At 64.1% G+C, this 9,672-nt stretch carries 9 protein-coding genes; 5 read left to right on the forward strand and 4 right to left on the reverse strand.

Going from position 1 to position 9,672, the window contains the following annotated elements:
- Positions 1-31 precede the first annotated feature (31 nt).
- Positions 32-1,528, reverse strand: coding sequence for an MFS transporter (locus tag JHD67_RS05300; RefSeq protein WP_199098052.1), 1,497 nt, complete (start codon positions 1,526-1,528; stop codon positions 32-34).
- 258 nt (positions 1,529-1,786) lie between these two features.
- On the opposite strand from JHD67_RS05300, the gene rnk reads away from it, so the two are divergent.
- From rnk to JHD67_RS05320, 4 genes are all read left to right on the forward strand, one after another.
- Positions 1,787-2,197: a nucleoside diphosphate kinase regulator gene (gene rnk, locus JHD67_RS05305; protein ID WP_199098053.1), complete on the forward strand. Its 411-nt coding sequence runs from the start codon at positions 1,787-1,789 to the stop codon at positions 2,195-2,197.
- 275 nt (positions 2,198-2,472) lie between these two features.
- Positions 2,473-4,890, forward strand: coding sequence for an NAD-dependent DNA ligase LigA (gene ligA / locus JHD67_RS05310; RefSeq protein ID WP_199098055.1), 2,418 nt, complete (start codon positions 2,473-2,475; stop codon positions 4,888-4,890).
- Complete coding sequence (gene epmA / locus JHD67_RS05315; protein ID WP_199098057.1) at positions 4,887-5,843, forward strand: EF-P lysine aminoacylase EpmA; 957 nt, start codon at positions 4,887-4,889, stop codon at positions 5,841-5,843. Before ligA ends, epmA begins: the two co-directional genes overlap by 4 nt.
- A gap of 4 nt (positions 5,844-5,847) precedes the next feature.
- Complete coding sequence (locus tag JHD67_RS05320) at positions 5,848-6,243, forward strand: VOC family protein (protein ID WP_199098059.1); 396 nt, start codon at positions 5,848-5,850, stop codon at positions 6,241-6,243.
- A gap of 97 nt (positions 6,244-6,340) precedes the next feature.
- On the opposite strand, the gene aqpZ is transcribed toward JHD67_RS05320, so the two are convergent.
- Entirely contained in the window at positions 6,341-7,039 is a 699-nt protein-coding gene (gene aqpZ / locus JHD67_RS05325; protein WP_199098061.1) for an aquaporin Z, read from the reverse strand.
- A 213-nt stretch (positions 7,040-7,252) separates the two neighbouring features.
- Between aqpZ and JHD67_RS05330 the strand changes: the two genes are divergently transcribed.
- A complete protein-coding gene (locus tag JHD67_RS05330; protein ID WP_199098063.1) occupies positions 7,253-8,581 on the forward strand; it encodes an MFS transporter in 1,329 nt (442 codons plus the stop codon).
- A gap of 9 nt (positions 8,582-8,590) precedes the next feature.
- On the opposite strand, the gene hflD is transcribed toward JHD67_RS05330, so the two are convergent.
- Positions 8,591-9,214, reverse strand: coding sequence for a high frequency lysogenization protein HflD (hflD, locus tag JHD67_RS05335; RefSeq protein ID WP_199098065.1), 624 nt, complete (start codon positions 9,212-9,214; stop codon positions 8,591-8,593).
- A gap of 10 nt (positions 9,215-9,224) precedes the next feature.
- A partial coding sequence (locus JHD67_RS05340) for an aminomethyltransferase beta-barrel domain-containing protein (RefSeq protein ID WP_343214309.1) occupies positions 9,225-9,672 on the reverse strand: 448 nt, incomplete at its 5' end.

Here is a 9,672-nt window from a genome sequence, read left to right on the forward strand (position 1 = left end):
AAAAAGACAGGCAGCGGGCAATGCCCGCATGCTACATGCTCGTGCGTGAGCCTGTCGCGCCATCGGCTGCGCCGCGGCCGGGTTTACCCGATTGCAGTCGACTGAACACCCAGCTGGCTGTCGCGGTGACCACGCCCAAGAGCAGAACGGTCCAGCGGAAGGCGGGAATGTAGTCTTCGGCGGTGTGGCCCTGCAGCAAGGCCTCCATCAGCAGGCTTGCCAGGGCGATGCCGAAGCTCATGGACAGATATTGCGCTGTGGATGCCATCGACGAGGCCTGTGAAGCGTACTTCACATCCAGGTCGTTATAGATGAGCGTGTTCATGGCGGTGTACTGCATGCCCATGAAGCCGCCGTAGATGTACACCATGACAGCGATAAGCCACATGGGCGAACCCTTGCCTAGCAGCGCGAAGGAGGCCAGCATCATCGCCACGACCAGGGTGTTGGTGAACAACAACCTCTGATAGCCGTACTTGTTGAGCAGCCGGTTGATCATCCATTTGGCGGTGATCGAGCCCAGCGCCTGCGGCACCATCATCAAGCCGGCCATCAAGGGTGACCAGCCGCAGCCCACCTGCAGGAACAACACCAGCAGCAGAAACATGCCCGACACGCCCAGTCGCGTGAACAGGTTGCCCGCCAGCGACACCCACACGCTGCGCACGCGCAGCAGGTTGAGGTCCGCTACCGGGTGTTTGGTGCGGCGGCTGTGCCAGACGTAGACGCAGCCCAATACCACGGCGAGCACGCCGTAGATGGCAATGCGCACCCACTCGCCACCGCCTCCGCTGGCCACTTCGGAGGCGGTCAGCAGCATGGCCGAAGCAGCGGCAAACAAAAGGAACCCGATAAAGTCGAAGCCATGCACCTTGTCGAGTCGGTAGTCGGGCATGCTCTGGCGGTTCATCCAGAGCCCGGCGAGGCCGACCGGCACATTGATAAGAAAGATCAGTCGCCAGCTGGTGAACTGCGCCAATGCACCGCCAAGCATGGGGCCGAGCACCGAGCCCATCAGGCCTACGGTGGCGACCGTGCTCATGGCGCGCACAAAGTCGCGCTTGTCGATACTGCGTACGAGTACGTAGCGCCCCACCGGCATCAGTGCCGCGCCACCCAGCCCTTGCAGTACGCGCGCAGCCACCAGTTGGGGAAGCGATTGGGCGATGCCGCACAGCAGTGAGCCGACGGTGAACGTGGCAATGGCCGCGGCAAAGATGCGCCGCGTGCCGAAGCGGTCGCACAGCCAGGGGCTGGCCGGGATGAAAATGGCCAAGGTCAGCACGTAGCTGGTGAGCGCGGTGCGCATGCCCAGCGGCGTTACCTTGAGCGCCTCGGCCATGGCTGGCACGGCTGTGTTGACGATGGTGGAGTCCAGCGCCTGCATAAAGAACGCGGCGGCCACCAGCCAGATCAGCCCTCGATAACGTTCACGCGAGGAAGGGGTGGGGGGTAAGGGCACGGTCGCCGGCTCGCCCGGGGGCGGGACGGGGAGGAGCGCCTCTGGGGTGGCGAGGTTATCGGGCATGGCCCTTCATGATACCTGCTATGACAGCTTGCTTTTGGGCCGGGTCGCGTTCAGAGTCAGCGCCGTTTAATCTTACGATTCGTGCGTGCCTGTTGCATCCAGCCCTCCCAGCGTCGGCTGGCTCGGGCGTAAACGCCAGGATCGCATGCGATCGAATACGTTAGTCAGGCGCGCCGGGGCGGTTTCGCTCCGGCGCGCCGTCTTTTTGTGGCCAGTTAGTTTAGTGGACGCGCATGCGTCGAGTGGACAGGAGTCATCATGAGCAGCAAGCCCGTTATCGTTATTTCCCGCCTGGACCTAGAGCGCATCGAGGCGCTGCTGGAGCGCATGCCGCCCATGCAGGCGACGCAGTACGACGGGCTGCGCGCCGAGTTGGATCGCGCAGATGTGGTGGAGCCCGCCCAGATGCCCGCCGACGTGGTGACCATGAATTCCGTGGTCACGTTCAAGGACGAAGCCAGCGGCGACGAAATGACTGTGAGCCTGGTTTATCCCAGTGGCGCCGGTGCGCCAGGCACGGTGTCGATCCTGGCGCCGGTGGGTAGTGCCCTGTTGGGCTTGCGCGTGGGGCAGCAGATTGATTGGCCCACGCCCGATGGCCGCAAGCGCCAGTTTCGGGTGCTGGAAATCGAATACCAGCCGGAATCGGCCGGCGATCTGCATCGCTGACCTGCGCGATTGATCGGTAGCGCACTGGCGTTGGCCAGCAGGCAGCGTCCAGTGCGCTTTTCGTTTGAAATGCCTTGCTTGGCGGAGGGCTGACCTGGCCTTAGGGTGGCTTTAGGGCGGTGAACGCCCCCGGCTTGGATGCAGGGCACACTCTGCCAGGCGCAGGCCCCGTGAAATTGGTGTGTTCGAAAAGGTGTTGCCCTGCCATCTTTGCGTTGGCCCAGGGGCGAAACGGTGGGTACAGACGCTAAACTTTGGCTTATGAGGATTTCAGCATGAGCCAGAGCATCGCCCCCGAGGCGCAGGCCCGCGCCGCCGCGTTGCGGGAAAAGATCGAGCGCGCCAACTATCGTTACCACGTGCTCGACGATCCAGAGATCACCGACGTCGAATACGATCAGGCCGTGCGCGAATTGGAAGCGCTGGAAGATGCGCATCCCGAACTGGCTACATCCGATTCGCCCACGCGCCGCGTCGGTGCGCGCGCCCAGGGCGGTTTCGCCGAGGTGCGTCATGCCATTCCCATGCTGTCGCTCAATAACGCCTTCGAACAGGATGGCGAGGGCGACCGCGAGCGCTTTCGCGAAGTTGCGGAGTTCGAGCGCCGCATCGAGCAGACACTGGGCCGCCGTCAGCCGGTGTTCTCGGTAGAGCCCAAGCTGGACGGGCTGGCGATCAGCCTGCGCTACGAGAGCGGCGTGTTTGTGCAGGGGGCGACACGTGGCGACGGCGAAACCGGCGAGGACGTCACCGCCAACCTGCGTACCGTGCGTGCCATTCCCCTGCGCCTGCGCGGCGAGGGATGGCCGCGCGTGCTGGAGGTGCGCGGCGAGGTGATCATGCTGCGCAAGGATTTCGAGGCCTTCAATGCGCGCGCCCGCGCGGCCGGCGAGAAGACCCTTGCCAACCCGCGCAATGGCGCGGCGGGTTCACTGCGTCAGTTGGATCCGGCCATTACCGCCAAGCGCAAGTTGAGTTTCTTTGCCTACGCGGTGGGTGAGGTGCAGGGCGGCGAGTTGCCGTCCACGCATTCGCAGACGTTGGCCACGCTGCGCGATTGGGGCTTTCCGGTATCGCCGGAGGTCAGCACGGCCCAGGGATTGGATGGGTTGCTTGCCTACTACCGTCGCATCGGTGCCAAGCGCGATGCGCTGCCGTACGACATCGATGGCGTGGTCTACAAGCTCGACGACTATGAAGGCCAGCGCGAGATGGGCTTTGTGTCGCGTGCTCCACGCTGGGCGATTGCACATAAGTTTCCGGCACAGGAACAGACTACGGTGGTCGAGGCCATCGAAATTCAAATAGGCCGCACTGGTGCGGCCACGCCCGTGGCGCGGCTGAAGCCGGTGCAGGTGGCCGGTGTCACGGTGACGAATGCCACGCTGCATAACGCCGATCAGGTGGCGCGCCTGGATGTGCGTGTGGGCGACACCGTAATCGTGCGCCGCGCGGGCGATGTGATTCCCGAAGTGGTACGCGTGATGCCCGAGCTGCGCCCGGAGCACACGCACGCCTGGCACATGCCTACGCATTGTCCCGTGTGCGGTTCGGCGCTGCTGCGCGAAGAGGGCGAAGCGGCTTGGCGCTGCTCCGGTGGATTGATCTGCGCCGCTCAGCGCAAGGAGGCGTTGATCCACTTCGCTGCCCGTCGCGCGATGGACATCGACGGCCTCGGCGAGCGTTTTGTGGATGCGCTGGTGGATTTCGGTTACGTGCATACGCCGGCCGATCTCTATCGACTCACGCTGAACGATTTCCTGGAGATGAAGCGCCGTGCGGACGCCGCGCCGCAAGCTCCCTTGGAGGGTGACGGTGAGAGCATCACGCCAGAGTCCACCAAGCAGGGCAAGGTGGCCACCAAATGGGCGGAGAACCTGATCGAGGCGATCGAGGCGAGCAAGCGTACGACCTTGCCGCGTTTCTTGTTTGGCCTGGGCATCATGCATATTGGCGAGAGCACGGCCAAGACCCTGGCCGCATGGCTGGGCAGCCTGGCGATGATTCGTCGCATGCCGGCGCCGGTGCTGCGCGTGTTGCCGGATATTGGCAATGAAGTGGCGGCCTCCATCGCCGGCTTCTTTGCCCAGCCGGGCAATCAAAAGGTGGTGGATGCGCTCTTGGCGTCAGGCGTTGTATTCGCCGATGAAACCCATCCGTCGCCCAAGTTGCGTCAACTGCTTGATCTGTCCGTGCTGCTCGATATGGCGGGGGTGAACAAGTTGGGCCCCAAGAGTACCAAGCTCTTGGCCGAACACTTTCCTACGCTCGATCGTTTGCTGGCAGCCGGTTCGGCACACTGGATAACCGCGGGTTTGTCATCGGCGGCGGCCACCAGCCTGGGTGCGTATCTTTCGCACGAAAAGCATCTGCGCCCGCTGCGTGCGGCGGATGAGGCTATGCGCGAGTTGCTTGCCGCCATTCCGGAGCGTTCGGCTGCCACAGGCGCGGCGCTGGATGGGCAGACGTTCGTGCTCACCGGCACGCTGGCTTCGCTCAGTCGCGACGAAGCCAGGGATCGCCTGGAAGCGCTGGGCGCCAAGGTGGCCGGTTCGGTGTCCAAGAAGACCAGCGTGGTCGTGGCTGGCGAGGCAGCGGGCTCCAAGCTCGACAAGGCGCGCGAACTGGGTGTGGATGTTTGGGATGAAGCCCAATTGCTCGCCTTGCTTGCTCAGCATGAGGGTGGCGCATGAGTCTGCATCTGGCAGGTCGGTTACACCTGCGCGCGCGTCTCTACGCGCTGATTCGCTCGTTCTTTGCCGAACGCAATGTACTGGAAGTGGAAACGCCGATCCTTTCGGCGGCCGGCAACACGGAGCCCAATATCGAGAGCTTCAGCACGCACTTCCACGGTCATGTGGATGCCGGTTCGCGCGAACGCTGGTTGCGCACCTCGCCGGAGTATCCGTTAAAGCGACTGCTCGCGGCGGGCGTGGGCGATTGTTACGAGCTGGGGCGGGTGTTTCGCAATGGCGAGGCGGGCGGTCGGCACAATCCCGAATTCACCATGCTGGAGTGGTATCGCTTGGGCTGGGATCATCACCGGTTGATGGAGGAAACCATTGCGCTGGTCGAGGCGGCCTTGGCCATGGTCGGTCGCCGTGCGGAGGTCTGGGTAGAGGGCTATCGCCAGCTCTTTATTGACGAACTGGGCATCGACCCGACGCATGCACCGATCGCGCATTTGCAGGCCGCGTTGTCCGAATACAACATCGATCCGGAGGGGCTTACGCGCGACGATTGGCTGGATCTGCTGATCACCCATCGCTTGCAGCCGCATTTTCCGGACAACCGCATCACCGTGATTCATGACTACCCGGCCTCGCAGTGCGCGCTGGCCAAGGTGCGTCCGGGCGATCCGCCGTTGGCTGAGCGCTTTGAGCTTTACCTGGGACGTTACGAACTTGCCAATGGCTATCACGAACTCAACGATGCGACGGAGCAGCGCCGACGCTTTGAACGTGACAATGTGGTGCGCCGCGCGCGCGGGCAGGGCGAAGTGCCGATGGACGAGTCGTTGCTGGCGGTGCTGGATGCCATGCCCGATTGTGCTGGCGTAGCGATGGGCGTCGAGCGACTGCTGATGTGCCTGGTGGGTACCGATGCCATCGCGGATGTGCTCAGCTTTCCGTTTTCCGAGGCTTGAGCGCATGACGCAACCGCTGCTGCCGGCCATCCATCATGTGGCGCTGATCTGCTCGGACTATGCCCGTTCCAAGGCGTTCTACAGTGAAACGTTGGGGTTACGCATTCTTCATGAGGCGTACCGCGCCGAGCGCGATTCGTGGAAGCTGGATCTGGAGGTGAGTCCGGGCGTGAGCCTGGAGCTCTTTTCCTTCCCCGCCGCGCCCCGCCGGCCGTCGCGGCCGGAGGCGCAGGGGCTGCGTCATCTCGCGTTTGCCGTGCCGGATATCGATGCGGTGATCGCTGCGTTGGGCGAGCGGGGCGTGGTGTGCGAGCCGGTGCGCGTGGACGAGTACACGGGCCGCCGGTTTACATTCTTCGCCGATCCGGACGACTTGCCGATCGAACTCTACGAGGTCTGAAGCGCGTCGGTTTTCTTGCATCATCGCCAAAAAGAACGGGGCCCAGTGCTTTCGGGTTCAAGCGAAAGCATCGGGCCCCGTGGTTAGTGCCGCGTTATCAGTCGCGCGTTTCCAGCAGGTGGCGGTAAATCAGGCCGCCAATGGCGCCGCCGATCAGCGGCACCAGCCAGAACATCCACAGTTCCGAGATCGCCCAGCTGCCCTGGAATACCGCCACGCCCGTGCTGCGCGCCGGATTGACCGAGGTGTTGGTGATGGGAATGGAGATCAGGTGGATGAGGGTGAGGGTAAGGCCAATCGCCAGCGGGCCGAAGCCGGCCGGTGCGCGCTTGTCGGTGGAGCCGTGGATCACGATCAGGAAGAACGCGGTAAGCACCAGTTCGGCGATCATGCAGGCATGCAGCGAATAGCCACCCGGCGAATGCTCGCCGTACCCGTTGGATGCAAAGCCGGCACTAGCGTCAAAGCCTGCCTTGCCACTGGCAATGGCATAGAGCACCGCGCCGGCCACGAGTCCGCCAATGACCTGGGCGATGATGTAGGGCACCACGTCCTTGGCGGGAAAGCGCCCGCCGGCACACAGGCCGACCGTCACGGCCGGATTGAAGTGGCCGCCGGAGATGTGTCCCACGGCGTAGGCCATGGTTACCACGGTGAGGCCGAAGGCGAGCGCGACACCGGCAAAGCCGATACCCAGCTCGGGAAAGGCCGCAGCAAAGATCGCGCTGCCGCAGCCACCGAAAACCAACCAGAACGTTCCGAAGAACTCCGCTCCCAACCGCTTGCCGATACTCATAAAGACACTCCTTGCCAGTTTTAATTGAGGAAAAGCTCAGGCAAATCCGTGCCTGACTTTCACTACGTCCCCGATTTGTTGTAATGCATGGGTCTTGCCTCGAACGGCGAGAGGGTAGCAAAACTCCACATGAGAGAAGGATGATTGCTTGCAGAGAGGTGGCGTGAGGTTTGTGTATGCTGTCACGTCAACTATTCCGGAGCAGGGTTGCCCATGACGCAGGTCGTCACCTCCACGCCGTCCACAGCCTCCGCCAGGGCCACGTTGGGAGGCCAGGATATTCGTACCCTGTTGCTCGCCTCGCTGGGCGGCGCGCTGGAGTTCTACGACTTTGTGGTGTTCGTGTTCTTTGCGCTGCCGCTCAGTCACCTGTTCTTTCCGCCCAACACGGCGCCGTGGCTGGCCCAACTGCAGGTCTACGGCATCTTTGCGGCGGGTTACCTCGCGCGGCCGCTGGGCGGCATCGTGATGGCGCACTTTGGCGATCGCCAGGGGCGCAAGCGCATGTTTACGTTGAGTGTGTTCCTGATGGCGCTGCCTACGCTGGCCATCGGCTTGCTGCCCGTATACGCCTCGGTGGGCGTGCTGGCGCCGGTGCTGTTGCTGCTGATGCGGGTGGTGCAAGGCGTGGCGATCGGCGGCGAAGTGCCGGGCGCCTGGGTGTTCGTGGCTGAGCACGCGCCCCCGGGTCGGGTAGGTTTTGCCTGTGCCTGCCTGACCGCGGGGCTGACCGTGGGCATCCTGATCGGGTCGCTGACGGCGGCTTGGATCAACCATCACTTGAGCCAGGAAGAGCTATTGGGTTGGGGCTGGCGTTTGCCGTTCCTGCTGGGTGGCGTGTTTGGTTTTGTGGCGGTGTGGCTGCGCCGTTGGCTCAGCGAGACGCCGGTGTTTGCCCAGTTGCGCGAGCGCAAGGCACTGAGTCGCGAGTTGCCGCTGCGCACGGTGCTGGCCGGCCATGGCGGCAGCGTGGTGCTGTCGATGGCGGTGACCTGGATGCTGACGGCGGCGATCCTGGTGCTGATCCTGATGTTGCCCAGCCTGGCGCAGAAGTCGTTCGGCATTGCTCCGGATGTGGCTTTCCTGGGCAACAGCATCGCGGCGTTCTGCCTGGGCGTGGGGTGCATTGCCTACGGCTGGCTCACTGATCGCATCGGTGCGGCGCGTGCCCTGCTGCTGGGCTCGCTGGCGCTGGTGATCGGTACCTACGCGCTGTTTGCCGATCTGGCGGCAGGCGCGGCGCACTTTCTGCCGCTGTATGCGCTGGTGGGGTTCCTGGTGGGTACCGTGGGCGTGGTGCCGACTGTCATGGTGGCTGCGTTCCCGGCCGCCATCCGTTATTCGGGGCTTTCCTTCGCCTATAACGTGGCCTACGCGGTTTTCGGGGCCAGTACGGCCACCCTGATCGGTTACCTGGCCGAGCGCGCCGGGCATTTTGCTCCGGCGCATTATGTGGCGTTGACCGCGGTGGTCAGCATGGTGGCCGCTCTGTGGCTGCTGTTTGCACGCCGTTCGGCGGCCGAGGCATTGGCAGAGGGCTGAGGTGCCCCGTCAGGCGTTGTTGAGCGTGGAGCCGGTGAGCAGGCCGCGGGCCAGCATGCTGCATTGCTTGCGATACAGCAGCAGCTGCCACTGACGGCCACCCAGCTGGCGCCACAGCACGGCCGAGCGCACGGCGGCGAGCAGGCCCGTGCGCACTTTTTCCACCACGGCGGGCTGCTGCAGTTGCTGCGGGTTGCCCGTGACCATGACGCGCGGCTTCAGCGTGGACAACGTGCTGGCATAGAGCTCCGCCAGCCGACTGATGACCTGCGGCGAGTCGGCGCCGAAGTGCTCCACCTGGCGCTGCGCGGCCACGATGCCTTGCTGCAGTCGCTCAAGCAGGTCGCTGCGACGCGACAGGCTGCGCTCCAGGCGCATCACGGTGAAAGCCATGCGGGTGACGGCGACATCGCGGTTGCTTTCATCGAGCAGGGTAATGAGCTGGCGCAGGCCTAGGCGGACCGCCGCGACATCGCCGTACACACCGACGACCGAGGGCGCATTGAGGCGAAACACGCTGGCGGTGCTGGCGGACATGGCAACGTCGTCGCAGCGCCCGTCGTTGGCGAGTTGTTGAGCAAGCGTGGCGGCCTGGAATAGTCCGGCCAGGGCGAGCACGCGCTCTTCGGTCATGGCAAAAGCTTCAAGCACGGGAAAAGGACTCGCGAGGGATGGGGGCATCATTCCAACCGCCGTATGGCGCGTCGGTGCGGTCGATCACAGCGCCACCCAGGCAGGTGTCGCCATCGTAGAACACCACCGACTGGCCGGGCGTCACGGCGCGTTGGGGCTGGTCAAAAATTACTTCCAGGCCGTCGTCGCGCAGGTTCACTTCGCACGCCTGGTCGGCCTGGCGATAGCGCGTTTTGGCGGTGCAGCGAAAGCGCGTGGCGGGCGGCTCGCCGGCCACCCAGGTGGGCGACTCGGCGTGCAGGCGCTGCGAATACAGCCAATGGTTCTCTCCACCCTGGGCCACGTAGAGAATATTGCGGGCGACGTCCTTGCCCACCACGTACCAGGCCTCGCCGCTGGCGCCGTGGCGGCCGCCAATGCCCAGGCCGTTGCGCTGGCCGAGGGTGTAATACATCACG

It is taken from the genome of Dyella sp. ASV21 (genome assembly GCF_016428975.1).
In the GTDB taxonomy this organism is placed as follows: domain Bacteria; phylum Pseudomonadota; class Gammaproteobacteria; order Xanthomonadales; family Rhodanobacteraceae; genus Dyella.

Excerpts from the sequence above, each read along its gene's own strand:
- JHD67_RS05300 (WP_199098052.1), bottom strand. The coding sequence starts at position 1,528 with ATGCCCGATAACCTCGCCACCCCAGAGGCGCTCCTCCCCGTCCCGCCC.
- rnk (WP_199098053.1), top strand. The coding sequence starts at position 1,787 with ATGAGCAGCAAGCCCGTTATCGTTATTTCCCGCCTGGACCTAGAGCGC.
- ligA (WP_199098055.1), top strand. The coding sequence starts at position 2,473 with ATGAGCCAGAGCATCGCCCCCGAGGCGCAGGCCCGCGCCGCCGCGTTG.
- epmA (WP_199098057.1), top strand. The coding sequence starts at position 4,887 with ATGAGTCTGCATCTGGCAGGTCGGTTACACCTGCGCGCGCGTCTCTAC.
- JHD67_RS05320 (WP_199098059.1), top strand. The coding sequence starts at position 5,848 with ATGACGCAACCGCTGCTGCCGGCCATCCATCATGTGGCGCTGATCTGC.
- aqpZ (WP_199098061.1), bottom strand. The coding sequence starts at position 7,039 with ATGAGTATCGGCAAGCGGTTGGGAGCGGAGTTCTTCGGAACGTTCTGG.
- JHD67_RS05330 (WP_199098063.1), top strand. The coding sequence starts at position 7,253 with ATGACGCAGGTCGTCACCTCCACGCCGTCCACAGCCTCCGCCAGGGCC.
- hflD (WP_199098065.1), bottom strand. The coding sequence starts at position 9,214 with ATGACCGAAGAGCGCGTGCTCGCCCTGGCCGGACTATTCCAGGCCGCC.